Annotated in this window: 1 protein-coding gene; it reads right to left on the reverse strand. The window is 70.5% G+C overall.

All coding sequences use genetic code 11. The features are described 5' to 3' along the window. Positions 1–300 (reverse strand): RpiB/LacA/LacB family sugar-phosphate isomerase (locus RM812_RS42410; RefSeq protein WP_311586378.1); only part of this gene is annotated, 300 nt, incomplete at its 3' end. Positions 301–440: the final 140 nt, after the last annotated feature.

Here is a 440-nt window from a genome sequence, read left to right on the forward strand (position 1 = left end):
GTTGTGCAGGCGTCCGAGCTTGGCCGTGTCCTCGTCGTAGACGAGCGCGGAGCGGACGCCGCGGACCTTGTTGGCGGCGATCTGCTCGCCGTTGCCGGAACCACCCACGACGATGCCGAGGGAACCCGGGTCCTTGACCACGCCCTCGGCGGCCGGGATGCAGAAGATCGGGTAGTCGTCCTCGGCGTCGTACTCGACCGGTCCGTGGTCGACGACCTCGTGGCCGTCGGCCCGCAGGGCCTCGATCAGGCGCCCCTTGAGCTCGAAGCCGGCGTGGTCGCTGCCGATGTGTACGCGCATGGCTGCAGTCTGGCAGACCCCCTGCGACGGCTGCTCAGACGCCTTCGACGGACCAGTTCGACACGAGGTGGGTCAGCCCGAGCTCGCCCAGCACCCGGTTGCCGAGCAGCGTCGCGTCGAAGCGCGTGCCGCCCCGCCAG

This window comes from Streptomyces lancefieldiae (assembly GCF_031845825.1).
GTDB lineage: Bacteria > Actinomycetota > Actinomycetes > Streptomycetales > Streptomycetaceae > Streptomyces > Streptomyces lancefieldiae.